19 protein-coding genes are annotated in these 22,993 nt (G+C 71.7%); 16 read left to right on the plus strand and 3 right to left on the minus strand.

Going from position 1 to position 22,993, the window contains the following annotated elements:
* The first annotated feature begins 7 nt into the window (after window positions 1–7).
* Genes AB0C99_RS02235 through nuoN form a run of 13 tightly spaced genes read left to right on the plus strand, consistent with a single transcriptional unit; the run spans window position 8 to window position 15,368 of the window.
* A complete protein-coding gene (locus AB0C99_RS02235) occupies window positions 8–562 on the plus strand; it encodes an NADH-quinone oxidoreductase subunit B (protein ID WP_046908830.1) in 555 nt (184 codons plus the stop codon).
* Window positions 559–1,290, plus strand: coding sequence for an NADH-quinone oxidoreductase subunit C (locus AB0C99_RS02240; RefSeq protein ID WP_362468333.1), 732 nt, complete (start codon window positions 559–561; stop codon window positions 1,288–1,290). Before AB0C99_RS02235 ends, AB0C99_RS02240 begins: the two co-directional genes overlap by 4 nt.
* Window positions 1,287–2,609: an NADH-quinone oxidoreductase subunit D gene (locus AB0C99_RS02245; RefSeq protein WP_362468335.1), complete on the plus strand. Its 1,323-nt coding sequence runs from the start codon at window positions 1,287–1,289 to the stop codon at window positions 2,607–2,609. Before AB0C99_RS02240 ends, AB0C99_RS02245 begins: the two co-directional genes overlap by 4 nt.
* The gene (gene nuoE / locus AB0C99_RS02250) at window positions 2,606–3,349 is read left to right on the plus strand and encodes an NADH-quinone oxidoreductase subunit NuoE (RefSeq protein WP_362468337.1); all 744 of its coding nucleotides are present in this window, start codon (window positions 2,606–2,608) and stop codon (window positions 3,347–3,349) included. The genes AB0C99_RS02245 and nuoE overlap by 4 nt, the downstream gene beginning before the upstream one ends.
* A complete protein-coding gene (nuoF, locus tag AB0C99_RS02255) occupies window positions 3,349–4,698 on the plus strand; it encodes an NADH-quinone oxidoreductase subunit NuoF (protein WP_362468339.1) in 1,350 nt (449 codons plus the stop codon). Before nuoE ends, nuoF begins: the two co-directional genes overlap by 1 nt.
* Window positions 4,695–7,178 carry an NADH-quinone oxidoreductase subunit G gene (locus AB0C99_RS02260; protein WP_362468341.1) on the plus strand — a complete coding sequence of 828 codons (2,484 nt, stop codon included), beginning with the start codon at window positions 4,695–4,697 and terminating at the stop codon, window positions 7,176–7,178. The genes nuoF and AB0C99_RS02260 overlap by 4 nt, the downstream gene beginning before the upstream one ends.
* Window positions 7,175–8,539 (plus strand): NADH-quinone oxidoreductase subunit NuoH, encoded by a 1,365-nt coding sequence (gene nuoH, locus AB0C99_RS02265; RefSeq protein WP_362468343.1) that lies wholly within the window; start codon window positions 7,175–7,177, stop codon window positions 8,537–8,539. The genes AB0C99_RS02260 and nuoH overlap by 4 nt, the downstream gene beginning before the upstream one ends.
* The gene (nuoI, locus tag AB0C99_RS02270; protein WP_362468344.1) at window positions 8,532–9,110 is read left to right on the plus strand and encodes an NADH-quinone oxidoreductase subunit NuoI; all 579 of its coding nucleotides are present in this window, start codon (window positions 8,532–8,534) and stop codon (window positions 9,108–9,110) included. Before nuoH ends, nuoI begins: the two co-directional genes overlap by 8 nt.
* Window positions 9,107–9,931, plus strand: a complete 825-nt coding sequence (locus tag AB0C99_RS02275; RefSeq protein WP_362468346.1) for an NADH-quinone oxidoreductase subunit J — start codon at window positions 9,107–9,109, stop codon at window positions 9,929–9,931. Before nuoI ends, AB0C99_RS02275 begins: the two co-directional genes overlap by 4 nt.
* On the plus strand, window positions 9,928–10,227 hold the full coding sequence (gene nuoK / locus AB0C99_RS02280) for an NADH-quinone oxidoreductase subunit NuoK (RefSeq protein ID WP_046908839.1): 300 nt from the start codon (window positions 9,928–9,930) through the stop codon (window positions 10,225–10,227). The genes AB0C99_RS02275 and nuoK overlap by 4 nt, the downstream gene beginning before the upstream one ends.
* A 10-nt stretch (window positions 10,228–10,237) precedes the next feature.
* The gene (gene nuoL, locus AB0C99_RS02285; RefSeq protein ID WP_362468348.1) at window positions 10,238–12,133 is read left to right on the plus strand and encodes an NADH-quinone oxidoreductase subunit L; all 1,896 of its coding nucleotides are present in this window, start codon (window positions 10,238–10,240) and stop codon (window positions 12,131–12,133) included.
* Window positions 12,134–12,138: 5 nt separating this feature from the next.
* A complete protein-coding gene (locus AB0C99_RS02290) occupies window positions 12,139–13,710 on the plus strand; it encodes an NADH-quinone oxidoreductase subunit M (protein ID WP_362468350.1) in 1,572 nt (523 codons plus the stop codon).
* Window positions 13,707–15,368: an NADH-quinone oxidoreductase subunit NuoN gene (gene nuoN / locus AB0C99_RS02295; protein ID WP_362468352.1), complete on the plus strand. Its 1,662-nt coding sequence runs from the start codon at window positions 13,707–13,709 to the stop codon at window positions 15,366–15,368. Before AB0C99_RS02290 ends, nuoN begins: the two co-directional genes overlap by 4 nt.
* 82 nt (window positions 15,369–15,450) lie before the next feature.
* Here the strand turns inward: nuoN and AB0C99_RS02300 are convergent, their stop codons facing one another.
* Window positions 15,451–15,981, minus strand: coding sequence for a hypothetical protein (locus AB0C99_RS02300; RefSeq protein WP_362468354.1), 531 nt, complete (start codon window positions 15,979–15,981; stop codon window positions 15,451–15,453).
* A gap of 141 nt (window positions 15,982–16,122) precedes the next feature.
* On the opposite strand from AB0C99_RS02300, the gene AB0C99_RS02305 reads away from it, so the two are divergent.
* A complete protein-coding gene (locus AB0C99_RS02305) occupies window positions 16,123–17,031 on the plus strand; it encodes an AraC family transcriptional regulator (protein ID WP_362468356.1) in 909 nt (302 codons plus the stop codon).
* A gap of 50 nt (window positions 17,032–17,081) precedes the next feature.
* A complete protein-coding gene (locus tag AB0C99_RS02310) occupies window positions 17,082–17,915 on the plus strand; it encodes a carbohydrate-binding protein (protein WP_362468358.1) in 834 nt (277 codons plus the stop codon).
* A gap of 138 nt (window positions 17,916–18,053) precedes the next feature.
* On the opposite strand, the gene fahA is transcribed toward AB0C99_RS02310, so the two are convergent.
* Window positions 18,054–19,283, minus strand: a complete 1,230-nt coding sequence (gene fahA, locus AB0C99_RS02315; protein ID WP_362468360.1) for a fumarylacetoacetase — start codon at window positions 19,281–19,283, stop codon at window positions 18,054–18,056.
* A 300-nt stretch (window positions 19,284–19,583) separates the two neighbouring features.
* Between fahA and AB0C99_RS02320 the strand changes: the two genes are divergently transcribed.
* Window positions 19,584–20,894: an LPXTG cell wall anchor domain-containing protein gene (locus tag AB0C99_RS02320; protein WP_362468361.1), complete on the plus strand. Its 1,311-nt coding sequence runs from the start codon at window positions 19,584–19,586 to the stop codon at window positions 20,892–20,894.
* An 81-nt stretch (window positions 20,895–20,975) separates the two neighbouring features.
* On the opposite strand, the gene AB0C99_RS02325 is transcribed toward AB0C99_RS02320, so the two are convergent.
* On the minus strand, window positions 20,976–22,973 hold the full coding sequence (locus AB0C99_RS02325; protein ID WP_362468363.1) for a CocE/NonD family hydrolase: 1,998 nt from the start codon (window positions 22,971–22,973) through the stop codon (window positions 20,976–20,978).
* Window positions 22,974–22,993 lie beyond the last annotated feature (20 nt).

Genomic DNA, 22,993 nt, shown 5'->3' on the forward strand with positions numbered 1-22,993 from the left:
AGCACCCATGGGACTCGAAGAGAAGCTGCCCAGCGGTTTTCTGCTGACCACCGTCGAACAGGCCGCGGGCTGGGTCCGGAAGGCGTCCGTCTTCCCGGCGACCTTCGGCCTCGCCTGCTGCGCCATCGAGATGATGACGACCGGCGCAGGCCGCTACGACCTCGCCCGCTTCGGCATGGAGGTCTTCCGCGGCTCCCCGCGCCAGGCCGACCTGATGATCGTGGCCGGCCGCGTCAGCCAGAAGATGGCGCCCGTCCTGCGGCAGGTCTACGACCAGATGCCGAACCCCAAGTGGGTTATCTCCATGGGGGTTTGTGCGTCTTCGGGCGGAATGTTCAACAATTACGCGATTGTGCAGGGCGTTGACCACATTGTTCCGGTTGACATTTATTTGCCGGGTTGCCCGCCGCGCCCGGAGATGCTGATGGACGCGATCCTCAAGCTCCACCAGAAGATCCAGGGCTCCAAGCTCGGCGTGAACGCCCAGGAGGCGGCCCGCGAGGCGGAGGAGGCGGCGCTCAAGGCGCTGCCCACCATTGAGATGAAGGGTCTGCTCCGGTGAGCGACGACACCCCCAACCCGGAGAGGGAGCTCAACGAGCAGAACCTCCCGGGACAGCGCGGCGAGCACGGCGAGGAGGTCCGCGTCCAGCGCGGCATGTTCGGCGCCGACAAGGGCGGCGACACCTCCGGCTACGGCGGCCTGGTCCGCTCGGTGCGGCTGCCCGGACCGGCCGCCCGCCCGTACGGCGGCTGGTTCGACGAGGTCGCCGACGAGCTGGAGGGCGCCCTGGAGGAGCAGGGCCTGGTCCCGGAGAACGCGATCGGGAAGACGGTCGTCGACCGGGGCGAGCTCACCTTCCACATCGAGCGCGAACACCTCGTCCGGGTCGCCCGCACCCTGCGCGACGACCCCGCCCTGCGCTTCGAGCTCTGTACCGGCGTCTCCGGCGTCCACTACCCGGGCGACAAGGGCCGCGAGCTGCACGCCGTCTACCACCTGCGCTCGCTGACCCACGGCCGGCTGCTGCGCCTGGAGGTCTCCGCCCCCGAGGGCGACCCGCACATCCCGTCGCTGGTCGCGGTCTACCCGACCAACGACTGGCACGAGCGCGAGACGTACGACTTCTTCGGCATCGTCTTCGACGGCCACCCCGCCCTCACCCGGATCATGATGCCGGACGACTGGCCGGGCCACCCGCAGCGCAAGGACTACCCCCTCGGCGGCATCGCCGTCGAATACAAGGGCGCCCAGATCCCGGCTCCGGACCAGCGGAGGTCGTACTCGTGAACACCCCCTCCGCCTCCCCCAGGGAGACCACCGAAGGCACCGTCTACACGGTCACCGGCGGCGACTGGGACGAGGTCGTCCAGTCCGCGGCCAAGGCCGACGACGAGCGCATCGTCGTCAACATGGGCCCCCAGCACCCCTCCACGCACGGCGTGCTGCGCCTCATCCTGGAGATCGACGGCGAGACCGTCACCGAGGCCCGCTGCGGCATCGGCTACCTCCACACCGGCATCGAGAAGAACCTCGAATACCGGACCTGGACGCAGGGCACCACCTTCGTCACGCGCATGGACTACCTCACCTCGTTCTACAACGAGACGGCGTACTGCCTCGGCGTGGAGAAGCTGCTCGGCATCACCGACGACGTGCCCGACCGGGCCAGCGTCGTCCGGGTGCTCCTCATGGAGCTCAACCGGCTCTCCTCGCACCTGGTCTGCATCGCGACCGGCGGCATGGAGCTCGGCGCCACCACGATCATGATCTACGGCTTCCGGGACCGCGAGATGATCCTGGACCTGTACGAGCTGATCACCGGCCTGCGCATGAACCACGCGTTCATCCGCCCCGGCGGCCTCGCCCAGGACCTGCCGCCCGGCGCCGTCGACGCCGTGCGCGAGTTCGTGAAGACCATGAAGAAGAACCTGCCGGAGTACGACAAGCTCGCCACCGGCAACCCCATCTTCAAGGCCCGGATGCAGGACGTCGGCTACCTCGACCTCACCGGCTGCATGGCGCTCGGCGCCACCGGACCGATCCTGCGCTCCGCGGGCCTCCCGCACGACCTGCGCAAGTCCGACCCGTACTGCGGCTACGAGAACTACGACTTCGAGGTCCCCACCGCCGACAGCTGCGACTCCTACGGCCGCTTCCTCGTCCGCCTGGAGGAGATGCGCCAGTCGCTGCGGATCGTCGAGCAGTGCCTCGACCGGCTCGCCCCCGGCCCGGTCATGGTCGGCGACAAGAAGATCGCCTGGCCGGCCCAGCTGGCCCTCGGCCCCGACGGGCTCGGCAACTCCCTCGACCACATCAAGAAGATCATGGGCACCTCCATGGAGGCCCTGATCCACCACTTCAAGCTGGTCACCGAGGGCTTCCGGGTCCCCGCCGGGCAGGCGTACGCGGCCGTCGAGTCGCCCAAGGGCGAACTCGGCGCGCACGTCGTCTCCGACGGCGGCACCCGCCCCTACCGGGTCCACTTCCGCGACCCGTCCTTCACCAACCTCCAGGCCATGGCCGCGATGTGCGAAGGCGGCCAGGTCGCCGACGTCATCGTCGCCGTCGCGTCCATCGACCCCGTGATGGGAGGCGTCGACCGATGACGGACGGACACACCAGTCTCGGGATGCCCCAACTGCCCGCGCCCGACTACCCCGCCGAGGTCCGCGCCCGGCTGGACGAGGACGCCAGGGCGATCATCGACCGCTACCCGGGGTCCCGCTCCGCGCTGCTGCCGCTGCTGCACCTCGTCCAGGCGGAGGAGGGGCACGTCACCCGTACCGGGATGCGGTTCTGCGCCGAGACCCTCGGCCTGACCACCGCCGAGGTCACCGCCGTCGCCACCTTCTACACGATGTACCGGCGCAAGCCCTCCGGCGACTACCAGGTGGGCGTCTGCACCAACACGCTCTGCGCGGTCATGGGCGGCGACGCCATCTTCGAGGAGCTCAAGGAGCACCTCGGCGTCGGCAACGACGAGACCACCGCGGACGGCAAGGTCACCCTCGAACACATCGAGTGCAACGCGGCCTGCGACTTCGCGCCCGTCGTGATGGTCAACTGGGAGTTCTTCGACAACCAGACACCAGAGTCCGCCAAGCGGCTCGTGGACGACCTGCGCGAGGGCCGCCCCGTCGCCCCCACCCGGGGCGCGCCGCTGTGCACCTTCAAGGAGACCGCCCGCATCCTCGCGGGCTTCCCCGACGAGCGCGAGGGCGCCGTCGGCGCCACCGGCGGCGCGGGCCCCGCCTCGCTCGTCGGACTGCGCCTGGCCAAGGGGGAGACCCCGCAGCGCCGGATCGGCCACCCGCGTGGCGAGTCGGCCCGTGAGGAGGGGGAGTGATGACCTTGGCCGCCGAGATCAACAACAGCAGCCCCGAGAAGCTGCTGGCGCCCGTCCTGTCGGCGTTCTGGGACGAGCCCGGGTCCTGGACCCTGGACACCTACCGGCGCCACGACGGCTACGAGGGCCTGCGCAAGGCGCTCGCCATGACCCCCGACGACCTCATCGCGTACGTCAAGGAGTCCGGCCTGCGCGGCCGGGGCGGCGCCGGCTTCCCCACCGGGATGAAGTGGCAGTTCATCCCGCAGGGCGACGGCAAGCCGCACTACCTCGTCGTCAACGCCGACGAGTCCGAGCCGGGCACCTGCAAGGACATCCCGCTCCTCTTCGCCAACCCGCACTCCCTCATCGAGGGAATGATCATCGCCTGCTACGCGATCCGCTCCGAGCACGCGTTCATCTACCTGCGCGGCGAGGTCGTGCCCGTCCTGCGCCGCCTGCACGAGGCGGTCCGCGAGGCGTACGAGGCCGGCTACCTGGGCCGGGACATCCTCGGCAGCGGCCTGAACCTCGACATCACCGTGCACGCCGGCGCCGGCGCGTACATCTGCGGCGAGGAGACCGCGCTGCTCGACTCGCTGGAAGGGCGCCGCGGCCAGCCCCGGCTGCGTCCCCCCTTCCCCGCGGTCGCCGGTCTGTACGCCTGCCCCACCGTGGTGAACAACGTCGAGTCCATCGCCTCGGTTCCCGCGATCCTCCAGCGGGGCAAGGACTGGTTCACCTCCATGGGGACCGAGAAGTCCCCCGGCTTCACGCTCTACTCGCTCAGCGGGCACGTCACCTCGCCCGGCCAGTACGAGGCCCCCCTCGGCATCACCCTGCGCCAGCTCCTCGACATGAGCGGCGGGATGCGCCCCGGGCACCGGCTCAAGTTCTGGACCCCCGGCGGCTCCTCCACCCCGATGTTCACCGACGAGCACCTCGACGTGCCGCTCGACTACGAGGGCGTCGGCGCCGCCGGATCCATGCTCGGCACCAAGGCGCTCCAGTGCTTCGACGAGACCACCTGCGTGGTCCGCGCCGTCACCCGCTGGACCGAGTTCTACGCCCACGAGTCCTGCGGCAAGTGCACCCCCTGCCGCGAGGGCACCTACTGGCTGGTCCAGCTGCTCCGCGACATCGAGGCCGGCAAGGGCGTCATGAGCGACCTCGACAAGCTCAACGACATCGCCGACAACATCAACGGCAAGTCGTTCTGCGCCCTCGGCGACGGCGCCGCCTCGCCGATCTTCTCGTCCCTGAAGTACTTCCGCGACGAGTACGAGCAGCACATCACGGGCAAGGGCTGCCCCTTCGACCCCGCCAAGTCCACCGCCTGGGCGGACAAGCACCGGGAGGTGAACGCATGACAGTCACCACGTCCGCCCCGGGAGGGGGCGGGGCCGCGGCCGTGCCGCCGGAAGACCTCGTCACGCTGACCATCGACGGCATCGAGATCTCCGTCCCCAAGGGGACCCTGGTCATCCGCGCCGCCGAACAGCTCGGCATCGAGATCCCCCGCTTCTGCGACCACCCGCTCCTCGACCCGGCCGGCGCCTGCCGCCAGTGCATCGTCGAGGTCGAGGGCCAGCGCAAGCCCATGGCGTCCTGCACCATCACCTGCACCGACGGCATGGTGGTCCGCTCCCAGCTGACCTCCCCGGTCGCCGAGAAGGCCCAGCACGGCGTGATGGAGCTGCTGCTCATCAACCACCCGCTGGACTGCCCCGTCTGCGACAAGGGCGGCGAGTGCCCGCTGCAGAACCAGGCGATGTCCCACGGGCAGTCCGAGTCCCGCTTCGAGGGGCGGAAGCGCACCTACGAGAAGCCCGTCGGCATCTCCACCCAGGTGCTGCTCGACCGCGAGCGCTGCGTGCTCTGCGCCCGCTGCACCCGCTTCTCCAACCAGGTCGCGGGCGACCCGATGATCGAGCTGGTCGAGCGCGGCGCGCTCCAGCAGGTCGGCACCGGCGAGGGCGACCCCTTCGAGTCGTACTTCTCCGGCAACACCATCCAGATCTGCCCGGTCGGCGCGCTCACCTCGGCCGCCTACCGCTTCCGCTCCCGCCCCTTCGACCTGGTCTCCACGCCGAGCGTCTGCGAGCACTGCGCGGGCGGCTGCGCGACCCGCACCGACCACCGGCGCGGCAAGGTCATGCGGCGGCTCGCCGCCGAGGACCCCGAGGTCAACGAGGAGTGGGTCTGCGACAAGGGCCGGTTCGGCTTCCGGTACGCGCAGCAGCGCGACCGGCTCGCCACCCCCCTGGTCCGCAACCCGGAGACCGGCGCCCTGGAGGAGAGCTCCTGGCCCGAGGCGCTCGAAGCCGCCGCGCGCGGGCTCGTGCGCGGGCGCACCGGCGTCCTGGCGGGCGGCCGGCTGACCGTCGAGGACGCCTACGCGTACGCCAAGTTCGCCCGGGTCGCCCTCGACACCAACGACGTCGACTTCCGGGCCCGCGTCCACTCCGGCGAGGAGGCCGACTTCCTGGCCTCCGCCGTCGCCGGACGCGGCCGGGACCTGGACGGCACGGGTGTCACGTACACCTCGCTGGAGGCCGCGCCCGCCGTGCTCCTCGTCGGCCTGGAGTCCGAGGAGGAGGCCCCCGGCGTCTTCCTGCGGCTGCGCAAGGCATGGCGCAAGCACGGCCAGCGGACCTACGCGGTCGCCGCGTTCGCCACCCGCGGCCTGGAGAAGACCGGCGGCACCCTGCTCGCCGCCGCCCCCGGCACCGAGACCGAGTGGCTCGACGCCCTCACCTCCCGGGTCGGGCTCTCCGCCGAAGGGGCCCTCGCCGCCGAGGCGCTGCGCCAGGACGGCGCCGTCATCGCCGTCGGCGAGCGGCTCGCCGCCGTGCCCGGGGCGCTCACCGCCGCCCTGCGGACCGCCGCCGCCACCGGCGCGACGCTGGTGTGGATCCCGCGCCGGGCCGGGGAGCGCGGCGCCGTCGAGGCGGGCGCCATCCCGGCGCTGCTGCCCGGCGGGCGGCCCGCGACCGACCCGCGCGCGCGGGAGGAGGTCGCCGCCGTCTGGGGCGTCCGCGAACTCCCGCACGGCTACGGCCGCGACACCGGCCAGATCGTCGAGGCCGCCGCCACCGGCGAGCTCGGCGCGCTGCTCGTCGGAGGCGTCGACGTCGACGACCTGCCGGACCCGGCGCGCGCCCGCCAGGCCCTCGACGCGGCCTTCGTGGTCTCGCTGGAGCTGCGGCCCGGCGCGGTCACCGAGCGCGCCGACGTGGTCCTGCCGGTCGCCGCGGTCGCCGAGAAGCCCGGCACCTTCCTCAACTGGGAGGGCCGCGCGCGCCTGTTCGAGGCCGCGCTGAAGCCGGAGCAGATGACCCGGACGCTGCCCCCGGCCGACGCCCGCGTGCTGCACATGCTGGCCGACGCCATGGACGCCCACCTCGGGCTGCCCGACCTGCGCGCGGCCCGCCGCGAGCTGGACCGGCTCGGCGGCTGGACCGGCGAGCGGGCCTCCGAGCCCGCCGAGCCCGGCCAGTCCGCCGCCCGCCCGGGCGACGGCGAGGCCGTCCTCGCCGGGCACCGGCTGCTGCTGGACCTCGGACGGCTCCAGGAGGGCGACACCGCGCTGGCCGGCACCCGGCACGCCGCCGTCGCCCGGCTCTCCGCCGAGACCGCCGCCGCCACCGGCGTCAAGGACGGCGACACCCTCGAAGTGACCGGGACCGCCGGATCGGTCCGCTTTCCGCTCCAGGTCACCGAGATGCCCGACCGGGTGGTCTGGCTCCCGCTGAACTCGGCCGGCCGCGGCGTCCTCGCCGGCACCGGCGCCCGCCCCGGCGACCTGGTCCGCATCGGCCCGGCCCCCCTCACGGAGGTGGAGGCATGAACACGCTCCTCGCCGCCGAAGACCTGTCGATGTTCGGACGCGACCCCTGGTGGCTCGTCCTCGTCAAGGCGGTCTTCTGCTTCGCGTTCCTGATGGTGACCGTGCTCTTCTCCATCGTGTGGGAGCGCAAGGTCGTCGCCTGGATGCAGCTGCGCATCGGCCCCAACCGGCACGGCCCCTGGGGCATGCTCCAGTCGCTCGCCGACGGCGTGAAGCTGATGCTGAAGGAAGACCTGATCGTCAAGCGCGCCGACAAGGTCGTCTACGTCCTCGCCCCGGTCATCGCCGCCATCCCCGCCTTCATGGCCATCGCCGTGATCCCCTTCGGCCCGGCCGGCAACGAGGTGTCGATCTTCGGTCAGCGCACCACGATGCAGCTCACCGACCTGCCGATCGCGATGCTGTACATCCTCGCGGTCGCCTCGGTCGGCATCTACGGCATCGTGCTCGCCGGCTGGTCCTCGGGCTCCACGTACCCGCTGCTCGGCGGACTCCGCTCGGCCGCGCAGATGATCTCGTACGAGATCGCCATGGGCGCCGCGTTCGCCTCGGTCTTCCTCTACTCCGGGTCGATGTCGACCTCGACGATCGTGGAGGCGCAGGCCGACCGCTGGTACGTCCTGCTGCTGCCGGTCTCCTTCATCATCTACATCGTCACCATGGTGGGCGAGACCAACCGCGCCCCCTTCGACATGCCGGAGTCCGAGGGCGACCTGGTCGGCGGCTTCAACACCGAGTACTCGTCCATCAAGTTCGCGCTCTTCATGCTCGCCGAGTACGTGAACATGGTGACCGTCTCGGCGGTGTCCGTGACCCTGTTCCTGGGCGGCTGGCGCGCCCCGTGGCCGATCTCCGGCTTCTGGGAGGGCGCCAACCACGGCTGGTGGCCGATGCTCTGGTTCGTCCTCAAGGTGCAGCTGCTGCTCTTCTTCTTCATCTGGCTGCGCGGCACGCTGCCCCGCGTCCGCTACGACCAGCTGATGAAGCTGGGCTGGAAGGTGCTGCTGCCGGTCTCCGTGGTCTGGCTGATGCTGGTCGCCACGGTCCGGGCGCTGCGCAACGAGAACTACGACTTCCAGACCATCGTGCTGTACGTGGCCGGAGCCGTGCTCGGCGTGCTGCTGCTGTCCTTCGTGTTCGACGTCTTCCGCGACAAGAAGGGCAAGGCGGCGGCCGAGGAGGCCGCGGCGGAGACCGCGCCGTTCGACCCGATGGCGGGCGGCTTCCCCGTACCGCCCAAGCCCGGACAGACGCTGCCGGCCGTGCCGCGGCGCAGGCCCCGCGTCGAGCGGGAGCTCATTGTCAGTGGCGGCCCCGATACTGCTACAGAGAGTGACGGAAGGGAGACGGACGGTGTCTGATTTCCAGAATCCGGTGGCCGGCTTCGGCGTGACCTTCAAGGCCATGTTCAAGAAGCGGCTGACCGAGCAGTACCCGGAGCAGCAGAAGACGACGGCGCCCCGCTTCCACGGCCGGCACCAGCTCAACCGCCACCCGGACGGCCTGGAGAAGTGCGTCGGCTGCGAGCTGTGCGCCTGGGCCTGCCCCGCCGACGCCATCTACGTGGAGGGCGCGGACAACACGGAGGAGGAGCGCTACTCCCCGGGCGAGCGCTACGGCCGCGTCTACCAGATCAACTACGCCCGCTGCATCCTGTGCGGGCTGTGCATCGAGGCGTGCCCCACCCGCGCGCTCACGATGACCAACGACTTCGAGCTGGCCGACTCCTCCCGCGAGAACCTGATCTACACCAAGGAGCAGCTCCTCGCGGGGCTCGAAGAGACCATGGTGGACACCCCGCACGCGATCTTCCCCGGCATGGACGAGCAGGACTACTACCGGGGCCTGGTCACCGAGGCGGCGCCCGGCACCGTCCGCCAGGTCGCGGTGTCCAAGGGCGAGAAGGGCGAGCCGGAGGGGGCGGACGCATGAGCGCCACGACCCTCGCCGCCTATGCGACGTCCACGGGTGAGGCCGTCCAGTTCTGGGTGCTCGGCACGATCGCCGTCCTCGGCGCGCTGTGCACGATCCTCATGCGCAAGGCCGTGCACTCCGCGCTCTGCCTCGCCGGCACCATGATCATCCTGGCGGTCTTCTACCTCGCCAACGGCGCCTACTTCCTGGGCATCGTGCAGATCGTCGTCTACACCGGCGCGATCATGATGCTCTTCCTCTTCGTCGTCATGCTGGTCGGCGTCACGGCCGCGGACTCGCTGAAGGAGACCATCAAGGGGCAGCGCTGGTGGGCCGCCCTGTGCGGCGCCGGCTTCGGCGTCCTGCTGCTCACCGGCATCGGCCACGCCTCGCTCACCGAGTTCAACGGTCTGGGCACCGCGAACACCGCCTCCGGCGGGAACGTGGAGGGGCTCGCCGCCCTCATCTTCACCAAGTACGTCTTCGCCTTCGAGATCACCGGCGCGCTGCTCATCACCGCGGCCGTCGGCGCCATGGTCCTCACCCACCGCGAGCGCACCGAACCCGCCCGCACCCAGCGCGAGCTGGCCGAGCAGCGGGTGCGCGAGGGCAAGCACCTCCCGCCGCTGCCCGCCCCCGGCGTCTACGCCCGGCACAACGCGGTGGACGTCGCCGGCCTGCTGCCGGACGGCACCCCGGCCGAGCTCACCGTCATCTCGACCCTGCGCGAGCGGGGCCAGATCCGGGACGTGTCGGGCGAGGCGATCGCCGACCTCAAGGCCCTCGAACAGCGCTCCGAGGAGCGGCTCGGCCGGGACGCAGAGGAGGCTTCGCGGTGAATCCGGTCAACTACCTTTACCTCTCCGCGCTGTTGTTCACCATCGGCGCGGTGGGTGTCCTCATCCGGCGCAACGCGATCGTGCTCTTCATGTGCGTGGAGCTGATGCTCAACGCCTGCAACCTCGCGTTCGTCACCTTCTCCCGTATGCACGGAAACCTCGACGGCCAGATCATCGCGTTCTTCACGATGGTCGTGGCCGCCGCGGAGGTCGTCGTCGGACTCGCGATCATCGTGTCCGTCTTCCGTGCCCGCCACTCGGCCTCGGTCGACGACGCCAGCCTGATGAAGCTGTGAGGGGCTGACCGTGGACAACCTCATCGCGCTGCTCGTCGCGGCGCCCCTGCTCGGCGCCGTGATCCTGCTCTGCGGCGGGAAGCGGCTCGACAAGACCGGGCACTGGCTCGGCACCCTGCTCGCCGCCGTCTCCTTCGGCATCGGACTCGCCCTGTTCGCCGACATGCTCTCCAAGAGCGCCGACGACCGGGCCCTGCACCAGCGCCTGTTCACCTGGATCCCCGTCGAGGGCTTCCAGGCCGACATCGCGTTCCAGCTCGACCAGCTCTCGATGACCTTCGTGCTCCTCATCACCGGGGTCGGCACGCTCATCCACGTTTACTCGATCGGGTACATGGAGCACGACGAGCGGCGCCGCCGCTTCTTCGGCTACCTGAACCTGTTCGTCGCGGCGATGCTGCTGCTGGTCCTCGCCGACAACTACCTGCTGCTCTACTTCGGCTGGGAGGGCGTCGGCCTCGCCTCGTACCTCCTGATCGGCTTCTGGCAGCACAAGCCCAGCGCGGCCACCGCCGCCAAGAAGGCGTTCCTGGTCAACCGGGTCGGCGACATGGGCCTGTCGATCGCGATCATGCTGATGTTCACCACCTTCGGCACCTTCGCCTTCGGGCCGGTCCTGGCGGCGAGCGGCGAGGCGTCCGAGGGCAAGCTGACGGCCATCGGCCTGATGCTGCTCCTCGCGGCCTGCGGCAAGTCCGCCCAGGTGCCGCTCCAGTCCTGGCTCGGCGACGCGATGGAGGGCCCGACCCCGGTCTCCGCCCTCATCCACGCCGCGACCATGGTCACCGCCGGCGTCTATCTGATCGTCCGCTCCGCCGACATCTTCAACGCGGCGCCGGACGCCCAGCTCGTCGTCACCGTCGTCGGCGCCGTCACGCTCCTCTTCGGTGCGATCGTCGGTTGCGCGAAGGACGACATCAAGAAGGCGCTGGCCGGCTCGACGATGTCGCAGATCGGCTACATGATCCTCGCCGCGGGCCTCGGCCCGATCGGCTACGTCTTCGCGATCATGCACCTGGTGACCCACGGCTTCTTCAAGGCCGGGCTCTTCCTCGGCGCCGGTTCGGTCATGCACGGCATGAACGACGAGGTGGACATGCGCCACTACGGCGGCCTGCGGAAGTACATGCCGGTCACGTTCGTCACCTTCGGCCTCGGCTACCTCGCGATCATCGGCTTCCCCGGCCTGTCCGGCTTCTTCTCCAAGGACAAGATCATCGAGGCGGCCTTCGCCAAGGGCGGCACCGAGGGCTGGATCCTCGGCGCGGTCACCCTGCTGGGCGCCGCCATCACCGCGTACTACATGACCCGCGTGATGTTCATGACCTTCTTCGGCGAGAAGCGCTGGCAGCCCGACGAGAAGGGCGAGCTGCCGCACCCGCACGAGTCGCCCAAGTCCATGACCATCCCGATGGTCCTGCTCGCCTTCGGCTCCGTCTTCGCCGGCGGGATCTTCGGCGTCGGCGACCGCTTCGTGAAGTGGCTGGAGCCCGTCACCTCCTTCGAGCACGGGCACCCGCCGATCAGCGCCGGGGCGATCACCGCCGCGACCGTCGCCGTGATGGTCCTCGGCGTCGGCCTCGCCTACCTCCAGTACGGGCGCCGGCCGGTCCCGGTCGTCGCCCCGCGCGGCTCGCTGCTCACCCGGGCCGCCCGCCGCGACCTCCTCCAGGACGACTTCAACCACGTCGTCTTCGTCCGGGGCGGCACGCACCTCACCCGCTCCCTGGTCTACGTCGACCACAGCCTCGTCGACGGGGTCGTCAACGGCACCGCGGCCTCGGTCGGCGGTCTGTCCGGCCGGCTCCGCAAGCTGCAGAACGGCTATGTCCGGTCGTACGCGGTCTCCATGTTCGGAGGTACGGCGGTGCTCATCGCCGCGACCCTGCTGATGAGGGCGGTGTAATCCCGATGTCCTTCCCGCTCCTTACGGCGACGGCCGCGGTGCCGGCGGTCGGTGCGATCCTCACCGCCGCCGTCCCGGCCGCCCGCCGCACCGCCGCCAAGTGGCTGGCGCTGCTGGTCTCGCTGGCCACGCTGGTCCTCGCCGGCATCGTCTTCGCCCGCTTCGAGCCCGGCGGCGACCGCTACCAGCTCGTCGAATCGCACGCCTGGATCAAGGACTTCGGCGTGCGCTACGAGCTGGGCGTGGACGGCATCGGGGTGGCGCTCATCGCGCTCACCGCGCTGCTCATCCCGTTCATCGTGCTCGCCGGCTGGCACGACGCCGACCCGCTGGAGACCTCCTCCAAGCGGTGGCGTCCCACCCAGGGCTTCTTCGCCCTGATCCTCATGGTCGAGGCGATGGTGATCCTCTCCTTCGAGGCCACCGACGTCTTCCTCTTCTACATCCTGTTCGAAGCCATGCTCATCCCGATGTACTTCCTCATCGGCGGCTTCGGCGACCGCGCCCACAGCGGCTCCGACGAGAACGCGGCGGCCCAGCGCTCGTACGCGGCGGTCAAGTTCCTCCTCTACAACCTGGTCGGCGGCCTGATCATGCTGGCCGCGGTCATCGGCCTGTACGTGGTCGCGGGCAACTTCTCCCTCACGGAGATCGCCGAGGCGCGGGCCAACGGCTCGCTGGAGATGGCGACGAACACCGAGCGGTGGCTGTTCCTCGGCTTCTTCTTCGCCTTCGCGGTGAAGGCCCCGCTGTGGCCGCTGCACACCTGGCTGCCGAACGCGATGGGGGAGGCCACCGCCCCGGTCGCCGTCCTCATCACCGCCGTCGTCGACAAGGTCGGCACCTTCGCGATGCTCCGCTTCTGCCTCGGGCTCTTCCCGGAGGCGTCGAAGTGGGCCACCCCGGTGATCGTCGCCCTGGCGCTGGTCAGCATCGTCTACGGGGCGCTGCTCGCCGTCGGCCAGCGGGACATCAAGCGCCTGGTGGCCTACGCGTCGATCTCGCACTTCGGCTTCATCATCATGGGCATCTTCGCGATGACGAGCCAGGGCCAGTCGGGCGCCACGCTCTACATGGTCAACCACGGGATCTCGACGGCGGCGCTGATGCTGGTCGCCGGCTTCCTGATCTCCCGGCGCGGCTCGCGGCTCATCGCCGACTACGGCGGCGTGCAGAAGGTGGCCCCGGTGCTCGCCGGGACCTTCCTGATCGGCGGCCTCGCGACCCTGTCGCTGCCCGGACTCGCGCCGTTCGTCAGCGAGTTCCTGGTCCTCGTCGGCACCTTCGCGCGCTACCCGGTGGCCGGGATCATCGCCACCACCGGCATCGTCCTCGCCGCGCTGTACGTCCTCGTCCTCTACCAGCGGACGATGACCGGCCCGGTGAAGGAGGAGGTGCGGGAGCTGCCCGACCTCAGGCCGCGCGAGCTCGCCGTGGTCGTGCCGCTGATCGCGGTGCTGATCTTCCTCGGGGTCTTCCCGAAGCCCCTGACCGACGTCGTCAACCCGGCGGTCCAGCACACCATGTCCGATGTCCAGCAGAAGGACCCCCAGCCTGAAGTGGAGGCGGCCAAGTGAGCACGTTCGCCGTCGCACCCGCTGTCCACACCCTGTGGACGACGGCCGCCGAGCCGGTCAACAAGATCCCGGCACCCCACATCGAGTACACCCAGCTCTCACCCGTCCTCATCGTGGTGGGCGCGGCGATCCTCAGCGTCCTCGTCGAGGCGTTCGTGCCGCGCAAGGGGCGCCACTACACGCAGCTCTTCCTCAGCGTCCTGGCCCTCGTCACCGCCTTCGCGGCGGTCGTCGGCCTCGCCGCCGGGGGCTACGGCACCACCAAGGCGCACCTCGCGGCGATGGGCGCCATCGCCGTCGACGGCCCCGCGCTGTTCCTCCAGGGCACGATCCTGCTCGCCTCCGTCGTCGCGGTGATGACCTTCGCCGAGCGCAGGCTCGACCCGGCCGACCACGGCCACCGGGTCGACTCCTTCGCCGCCGAGGCCGCCGCGGTCCCCGGCAGCGAGCAGGAGCGGGCGGCCGTCAAGGCCGGCTTCACCACCACCGAGGTCTTCCCGCTCGCCCTGTTCGCGGTCGCCGGCATGCTGGTCTTCCCGGCGGCCAACGACCTGCTGACCCTGTTCATCGCGCTGGAGGTCTTCTCCCTCCCGCTCTACCTGCTGTGCGCCGTCGCCCGCCGCAAGCGCCTCCTCTCCCAGGAGGCGGCGGTCAAGTACTTCCTGCTCGGCGCCTTCTCCTCGGCGTTCCTGCTGTTCGGCATCGCCCTGCTCTACGGCTACGCGGGCTCCGTCTCGTACGCCGCGATCGCGGACGTCGTCGACGGCGACGTGCCCGGGATCGACCCGGCGCTCGCCGACACCATGGGCAACGACGTGCTGCTCCTCATCGGCTTCGCGCTGGTGCTGATGGGGCTGCTGTTCAAGGTCGGCGCCGTCCCGTTCCACATGTGGACCCCGGACGTCTACCAGGGCGCCCCGACCCCCGTCACCGGCTTCATGGCCGCCGCGACGAAGGTCGCCGCCTTCGGCGCGATGCTGCGCCTGCTGTACGTGGTGCTCCCGGGGCTCACCTGGGACTGGCGGCCCGTCATGTGGGGCGTCGCCATCGTCACCATGCTGGGCGGCGCGATCGTCGCCATCACCCAGACCGACATCAAGCGGCTCCTCGCGTACTCCTCGGTCGCCCACGCCGGGTTCATCCTGGCCGGTGTCATCGCGGCCACGCCCAGCGGCGTCTCCTCGGTGCTGTTCTACCTGGGCGCCTACTCCTTCGTGACGATCGGCGCCTTCGCCGTGGTCACCCTGGTGCGGGACGCGGGCGGCGAGGCCACCCACCTCTCCAAGTGGGCCGGTCTCGGGCGCCGTTCGCCGCTAGTCGCCGCGGTCTTCGCGGTCTTCCTGCTCGCCTTCGCCGGCATCCCGCTGACCTCCGGCTTCTCCGGGAAGTTCGCGGTCTTCAAGGCGGCGGCGGAGGGCGGCGCGGGCGCGCTGGTCGTGGTCGGTGTGATCTCGTCCGCGATCGCCGCGTTCTTCTACATCCGGGTGATCGTGCTGATGTTCTTCAGCGAGCCGAAGGCGGACGGCCCCACGGTCGCCGTGCCCTCGGGGCTCACCTCGGTGGCGATCACCGCCGGTGTCGTGGTCACGCTGGTGCTCGGCTTCGCGCCGCAGTACTTCCTGGACCTGGCCAACCAGGCGGGGGTGTTCGTGCGCTAGCGCGAAGCGCCGCCGTCGTACGACGCGGAGGGGCCCGGTCGCCGGAGAGGCGGCCGGGCCCCTCCGCGTATGACGACAGGCCCTAAGGACAGCGCACGTCCGGGTTGTAGCGGGCGAAGAGGCCCGCCGGGTTGTCCTTGTACAGCCAGACATGCCGGTCGTAGATCCGGCCCAGGACCGCGTTGGTGAACGGGCCGTCGAAGGGCCGGCCGAACATGCGCGGCGCGGGCTGCCCGGTGGCCGGGACCACCCACTCGACGGCGACCAGGTGCCGCTCGCCGTCCTTGCCCGTCGCGTAGATCAGGGCGGCGGGACGCCGGGGGTCGGTCGAGCCGACGCCGGCGCGATTGACGTAGTGGTAGCCCATGCCGCCCGCCCCGCCCATGCCGCCCATGCCCGGATCCGCCACACAGGTGTCGGTGCGCGCGAAGCCGTCCTTCACCGCAAGCGGCTCGTAGGCGTACCGCGCCGTCGCCGCGTACGCCGTCGCCAGGTCGCGCGGCACGGAGGCGTCGTCCGCCCGCGCCGGGCCCGCGGCCAGCAGGGACGGGACGAGGGCCAGGGCACCTGCCCCGGCCATGAGCGGGCGGTTCCGGCGGGATCCAGTGGTCATGCTGCGCTCCTCGGGTGCGCGCGGGGGGATGACAGCAGCGTCGCCCCGGTGACGGGCGGGCGCACGCGGGGTGACCCATCGGGGGCGCTGTGCCATCGTGAGGGACCGGATTGGTCTCGACCAGTTGAGGGAGGCAGCGCCATGCGCGGGACCACCGCGTCGCCCGAGCCCGGAGCCTTACCCCTGCACCGCCTGGAGGTCCGGCTCCCCGACGGCGTCCCCTTCGCCGTCGGCAGCTTCGACAGCATCGGCCCGATGTCCCGGGCCGCCTTCCCGCACCGCCACACCTTCTACGAGTTCGTCCACGTCACCCGGGGCACCGGCACCCACGTCGTCGACCTGGCCCGCTGGGAGCTGCGCCCGCCCCACCTGGGCCTGATCCTGCCCGGCCAGGTCCACCACTGGGAGGACACGAGCGGCCTCGACGGCACCGTCGTCCTGTTCACCCCCGACTTCCTGCTCGACCACCCCGGCGACCGGGAGCTGCTGCGCCGCCTCGGCGACCACCCCTGGCTCCGGCTCGACCCGGCCGAACACGCCCGCACCGCCCGCCTGATGGCCGAACTCACCGAGGAGTACGGGCGGGTGGACACCGGCTTCGCCACGGTGCTCCGCTCGCTGCTGCACGTCCTGCTGGTCCGCACGGCCCGGCTCGGCGGCCCTGCCCCGGACCGCCGCCGCCCGCCGCCCGGCCGGACCGCCGCCGTCGCCGAGGAGTTCGCCCGGCTGACCGCCCGCACCGGGACCGACGCGCCCCGCTCCGTACGGGAGTGCGCGGAGCGGATCGGGGTCAGCCCCGGCTACCTCGCCGAGGCGGTCCGGGCCGCCACCGGCCGCACCCCGGCCGCGCTGCTCCGCGAGGCCCGGGTGCAGGAGGCACAGCGGCTGCTGGCCCGCACCGGGCTGTCGGTCCGCCAGGTCGCCGCCCGGACCGGCTTCGACGATCCGGCGTACTTCTGCCGCTTCTTCCGCCGCGAGGTCGGCACCAGCCCGGGGGACTTCCGAAAGCACCACGACCACCGGGCTGCGTCCATCGAAGCGGACCGGTGAGCCGCCTAGGTTTCTGCTCGATCGTTCCGCCCCCCACACGAGGAGCAGGCATGGACAGCGAGACCAGTACCGGGCACGTCAGCCGGAAGGCGGTGCTGCGCGCGGCGATCGCGGCCGGCATGGCGGTGCCGACGGCGTTCATGGGCGTCCCCGCGCTCGCCCGTACCCTCGGCGACGGGCCGGTCGCGCCCGCGCTCACGCCGGAGTGCGACGACGGCGACCACCCGACCGTCGAGCAGATAGAGGGGCCGTACTTCAAGCCCAACTCCCCGCTGCGCTCCAGCCTGTTGGAGTCGGGCACGGTCGGGGTGCGGCTCACCGTCAGCGGCTACGTCTTCGGGCGGGCGTGTCTGCCGATCTCCGGGGCGCTGCTCGACTTCTGGCAGGCCGACACCAACGGCGCGTACGACAACACGGGATTCCGCTTCCGGGGGCACCAGTTCACCGGCGCGGACGGCTCCTTCAAGCTGACCACGATCGTGCCGGGGCTCTACCCGGGCCGCACCCGGCACCTCCACGTCAAGGTGCAGGCCCCGGGCCGCCCGATCCTGACCACGCAGCTGTACTTCCCGGGGGAGCCGCGCAACAACACGGACTCGATCTTCGACGCGCGGCTGCTGATGACCGTACGGGACGCGGGCGGGGCGAAGGAGGCGGCGTTCGACTTCGTGCTGGACGTGCCGCAGACCCCGAACCCGACCCCGACGCCCACGCCGACCTCCACGCCGACCTCGACACCGGGCGGCACCTGGGCGGTGGGCCGGGCCTACCGGGCGGGGGACGCGGTCACGTACGGCGGGCGGGGCTATGTGTGCCTCCAGGCGCACACGGCCCAGCCCGGCTGGGAGCCGCCGGCGGTGCCCGCCCTGTGGCGGGCGGCCTGAGCCGGCGGCCCGGGGCGGCCTGAGCCGGCGGCCGGGGGCCGGCTGACCCGGCGGTCTGGGGCCGGCTGACCCGGGGCCGCGGGGCCGGCTGACCCGGGGCCCCGGGGCCCCTGAGCCGGGCCCCGGGGCCGCCGGGTCTCAGCCCGCGTTCGGCGCGATCCGGCCCGTGACCTCGCCGAGCGCGACCCGGGTGCCGTCCGGGCCGGGGGCCCAGGCGGTCAGCGTGACCTCGTCGCCGTCCTCCAGGAACGTGCGCTTGCCGTCGGGCAGTTCGAGGGCGTCGCGGCCGTTCCAGGTGAGTTCGAGGAGCGAGCCGCGCTGGCCGACCTCGGGCCCGGAGACCGTGCCGGAGCCGTAGAGGTCGCCGGTGCGCAGGGAGGCGCCGTTCACCGTCATGTGGGCCAGCTGCTGGGCGGCGGTCCAGTACATGGTGGAGAACGGCGGCTCCGACACCACCTCGCCGTTGACGGCGACGCTGATCCGCAGGTCGAAGCCGCCGGGCTCCTCCTCGGCCGTGTCGTCCAGGTACGGCAGCAGGCCGAAGTCGCGGGCGGGCGGCGCGACCCGGGCCGCGTCCAGGGCCTCCAGGGGGGTGACCCAGGCGGAGACGGAGGTCTGGAAGGACTTGCCGAGGAACGGGCCGAGCGGCACGTACTCCCACGCCTGGATGTCGCGGGCCGACCAGTCGTTGAGCAGGCTCAGGCCGAAGACGTGCTCGCGGAAGTCGCCGAGCGCGACGGGGGTGCCGAGGGTGGAGGGGGTGCCGACGAGGAAGCCGACCTCCGCCTCGATGTCGAGCTTCACGGAGGGCCCGAAGACCGGCGCCGGGTCGGTGGGCGCCTTGCGCTGGCCCGCCGGCCGGATCACGTCGGTGCCGGAGACGACGACGGTGCCGGCGCGGCCGTGGTAGCCGATCGGCAGGTGCTTCCAGTTCGGGGTGAGCGCGTCGCCGTCGGGGCGGAAGATGTGGCCGACGTTGGTGGCGTGGTGCTCGCTCGCGTAGAAGTCGACGTAGTCGGCGACCTCGTACGGCAGGTGCAGGGCGACCGCGTCCAGCGGGTGCAGCAGCGGCTCGACGACCGGGCGGTGCGCGGGCACCGTCAGCCAGCCGGTGAGCGCGCGGCGCACGTCGCGCCAGGCGGTGCGGCCGGCGGCGAGCAGCGGGTTCAGGCTCGGCTGGGCGAGCAGCGCGGCGTACGGGGAGCCGAGCGCCTGGGCCGCGGCGCCCGCGTCGAGGACGTGCCCGCCGATCCGGACGCCGAGCCGCCGCCTGCCGGGCTCGTCGGCGGTGCTGAAGACGCCGTACGGGAGGTTGTGCGGGCCGAAGGGATCGCCCTCGGCCAGGTCGAGCGGGCTCTGCTCGGGCATCGGTGCTTGCCTCGCTTTCCAGGTGTGTGGGGGACACGTTACGGGGCGGGCGCCGAGGCGCGGATGACATGAGTCACACGGAAAGTGCGGCCTCCGTGGGCAACTGTCCCGTTTCAAGAGCTTTGTTCCCGCTGTGCGTTCACTGTGTGTTCACGCCGCGGCGGCGGGCGCGGAAAGAGGTCTACTCCAGGTCCGGATCCGGCCATACGATCACGGGGTCGTCGCGCCGCGTGAGGTATCCGCGGGCGCGGCCCCCACACACGCGTTCCACCTCTGTGTCCGACCCGGAAAAGGACGATTTTGAAGATCCGTCGCATCCTCGCGACCGCCGTGGCCGCCGCGGTCACCACCCCGGTCGTGCTCCTGTCCGCCGCCCCCGCGTTCGCGGACACCAAGCCGAGCACCACGCAGGACACCAAGCAGGACAAGGGCCCCGCGCCGCGCGCCGACAGCGCCAAGATCGAGGGCCTCCGCCTGGCGGTCGCCAAGGCGCAGGCCGAGTACGACAAGACGGTCGTCGCCGCGGCGGACGCCCAGCGCGCCATGGACGACTTCGAGAAGCCGGGCAACCCGCTCTCCGTCGCCCTCGACAACGCGAAGAAGGCGGCCGAGCTCGCCGCCGAGGCCAAGACGGCCGCCGACGAGGAGCTGAAGAAGGCCGAGAAGGCGCTCGCCGAGCTGCCCGAGGACGCCTCGGACGCCGACAAGGCCGCTGCCGAGAAGGCCGTGACGGACGCCCGGACCCTCGCCGACGAGGCGAAGACCACGTCCGAGACCAAGGCCGCGGCCCAGGCCGCCGCGCGCAAGGCGTTCGACGACGCCCGCGTCGACCTCCTCAGGCGGATCGGCGAGGCGGACAAGGCGAAGGCGGCCGCCCTCAAGGCCCTGGACGCGGTGAAGGCCGCGCTGAAGGAGGCGCTGGAAGAGGAGGAGCTGCCGGAGTGCGAGGGCGACAAGAATGTCGCCGCCGGGCTCGTCGGTCCCGCGAAGGTGAAGGCCGGTACCAGCGCCGTCTACACCCTGACCGTGATCAACAAGAGCAAGACGGTCACGTTCGAGGAGGTCGGGGCAGGCGCCGCGCTCTACAGCCTCATCGATGGACAGGACCAGTACCTCCACCTGGCCTGGTCCTCGGTGGACAGCCCGAAGTGGACGCCGGTCGACGATTTCACGGACATATCCGCCGTGACGTCGGTCAAGCCGGGCAAGTCCTACGACTTCAAGCTCAAGGTGACCGTCGACGCCAAGGCCGCCGCCGGTGAGGCATCGCTCGACGGCGACGTCGGCTACTTCAACGAGGACGGCTCCTGCGGCAGCACGTGGGACGGCGGCACCGCGATGATCCCGATCGACATCCTCAAGGCCGACAAGCCCGCCCCCGGCAAGGACTCCGACAAGGGCGGCACCACCGGCGGCAACGGGAACACCTCCGAGCAGGGCGGCTCGTCCAAGACGCCCGTGACCAACGGGTCCGGGACCGGCGGCACGCTCGCCAAGACCGGCTCCAGCGACTCCACCGTGCCGTTCGCCCTCGCGGGCGGCGCCGCCGTCGTGCTCGGCGCGGGCGCGATGGTCGTCGCGCGTCGCCGCAAGGCCGGCGCGGACGCGTAACCGCCCCGGTCACACGGGTCACACACCGGCCCCCCACCCGCGCACGGACGCGGGTGGGGGGCCGGTCCCGTGCGGGGAGGCTCAGCCCGCCGTGCGCGGAATGGTCCGCTCCCACGTGCGGTGGAACACCACCTCGCCGCCCTCCTTGCAGACCACCTCGTTCGAGGTGAGGAACGAGTCGGCGTCGCAGCGGATCTCGGAGCGGGTGTCGATCGTCACGTCCCAGGCGAGCTCCGGCCGGTGCAGCCGGATCGACCAGTCCGAGCGGGTCCGGGCGCTCAGCGGGTCCGCCTCGTCGATCGTGTACGTCTCCAGGGCGTCCTCGGTGAACTCCAGGCCGTCCGGGTAGACCCGGGTGCCGCCGTAGCGCGGGTCCACCTCCAGCCGCCACTCGCCCTTGGCGACGTCCCGCACCACCAGCCGCTCCGGCCGGGGCTCCTCCAGGGTGGCCGGGTAGCTGACGCCGAGCGGCGCGGACTGCTCGGGCTCGCCGAACTCGACGGCGTCCTGGGTGGGGGCCCGTACCGGCAGGGTGAGGGAGGAGCCGGCCGGGTCCAGGGTGAAGCCGGCGGCGTCGGGCTGGGGCCAGATCCAGGGCCAGTACGCGGAGGAGACGGCCAGCCGGACCCGGTGGCCGGGCGGGAAGGTGTGGCCGATCCCGTTGAGCTCGAAGCCGACGCTCTCCCATTCGCCCACCTGCGCCTCCACGGCCCGGTCGCGGCCGTAGCGGGCGGAGAGGTTCAGCACGCCCCGGGTGACCAGGGTGGAGGAGCCGTCGGGGGCCACGTCGCAGAGCCGGGCGACGACCTGCCCGGTGGGCGCGGGCGACATCAGGCGGAGGGAGACGGCGGGGCGGCCCAGGATCTCGATGGGGGCGCCGTCGGCGGGCACGGGGAGGTCGAAGCAGGCCGAGTGGGCGTCCTCGGCGCGCTGGTCGGGCGGCAGGTCGGCGTCGTTGCCGAAGGGGAAGAAGCGGCCCGCGTCGAGGCCGGTCTGCTGGGGCGAGACGACCGGGACGGGCCCGCCCCCGAAGGCGTACGTGACGGGTGTGACGTGCGGGGAGGGCCAGGAGGGGTCGGTGACCCAGCGGCCGGGCAGCTCCTCGTACACCGTGGCCGGCGGGTGCGAGTCGCTGATCCAGGAGCGCAGCAGCGGCTCGGCCATGACGTCGTTGTCGGCGCCCTTGAGGTGGTGGTCCCACCAGCGCAGGGTCTCCTGGAGGAAGCCGATGGCGGGGCCGGGCGGCAGCCCGCGGTCCGGGTACTGGTGGGACCAGGGCCCGATGATGCCGCGGACCCGGTCCTGGGGGAGGTGCTCGACGAGCCGGAGGACGGTGTCGCGGTACGGGTCGTGCCAGCCGCCGACGGCGAGGACGGCGGCGCGGACGGCGGAGTAGTCCTCGCAGACGCTGCCGTGTCTCCAGTAGGTGTCGCGGGTCTGGTGGGCGAGCCAGGTGTGGACGAGGGGCTCCACGGCGGCGAGCCGCTTCAGCCACAGCGCGCGCCACTCCTCGCCCGCGTACAGCGGGTCCGGGGGGCGGGAGACGAAGGCGAGCATGGTGGCCGCCCAGGCGTGCATGTCCACGGCGAGCACGGAGCCGCCCATGTAGTGCACGTCGTTGTCGTAGCGGTCGTCGGTGGAGCAGACGGTGACGATGGCCTTGAGCGGTTCGGGGGCGAGGGCGGCGATCTGGAGCGAGTTGAAGCCGCCCCAGGAGATGCCGAACATGCCGACCTTGCCGGTGCACCAGGGCTGCTCGGCGAGCCAGTGCACGACGGCGACGCCGTCGGCGAGCTCCAGGGCGTCGTACTCGTCGCCGGGCAGCCCCTCGCTGTTGCCGTGGCCGCGCACGTCGACGCGTACGGAGGCGTAGCCGTGGCCCGCGTACCAGGGGTGGCGCTGCCAGTCGCGGGGCGCCGTCCAGTCGGTGAGGCGGTAGGGCAGGTACTCCAGGAGGGCGGGCACGGGCTCGTCGGTGACCGGGCGCCACACCCGGGCGTAGAGCAGGGTCCCGTCCGGCATGGGGATGCGGACGTCCTCGTGGCGGGTCTCGTACGGGAAGTCGGTGCGGATGTGCATGACGGACCTCGGCGGAATGC

The organism is Streptomyces sp. NPDC048659, from assembly GCF_040650575.1.
Classification (GTDB): Bacteria; Actinomycetota; Actinomycetes; order Streptomycetales; family Streptomycetaceae; genus Streptomyces.